Below are 661 nucleotides of genomic sequence, written 5' to 3'. Positions count from 1 at the left end.
CCCCATCCTCGATCGCCTGCCGCGCGCCCTCGACCCCGAGGTACGGCGTCAGCACCGTCGCGACCAGCTCGGGAATCAACGCAGGCAAGAGGTGCGCCTCGCCCCGGAGGGCGCGCGAATAGCCGACCTCATGGAGTCCGCCGGCAACACGCTGGGCGATCACCTCGCGGTCGCCGCCGGGATCGGGGAGCTCGCTGGTGGCTTCCATCAACAGCTGGATCAGCCGGCGCATCGTCTCGCTGCGGATCTCGACGAAGTCGATGCCCGCAGCATGACCTTCGACCAGCAGCACGGTCGCCCGCGTCGGATCCTCGGCCAGGAAGTTCGCTATCGCCATCAGGCAGGCATGAATCCGGGAGACTGGCTCCGACTCGCTGTCGGCCGCCTCCTGGACCGCCATCCGCAGATCCTGGGTGATCTCCCGGTAGCCGAGCTCGAAAGCCGCATGCTTGTCCTCGAAATACCACGAGAACGTGCGCCGGCCAACGCGGGCGGTGCTGGCGATATCCGCCACCGTCATCTTGCTGAACCCCACCGTAGCCGCAACATCCACGGTGGCCTGCACGATTCGACGACGACGATCGCTATCCGGGTGGCGACTACGACGGGACATAGAGAGACCTGGCGTCCCATAGTAGAGCGTCCACACGCCACTGAGGGA

1 protein-coding gene is annotated in these 661 nt (G+C 66.4%); it reads right to left on the bottom strand.

What is annotated here, in order from left to right:
* Nucleotides 1-565: TetR/AcrR family transcriptional regulator (locus ACVUH9_RS22210; RefSeq protein WP_475761017.1), on the bottom strand; the 565-nt coding region annotated here is incomplete at its 3' end.
* Nucleotides 566-661 lie beyond the last annotated feature (96 nt).

It is taken from the genome of Patulibacter ginsengiterrae (assembly GCF_056269115.1).
Note: the sequence above shows the minus strand (reverse complement) of the source record. Positions and strands in the feature narration are given on the sequence as shown.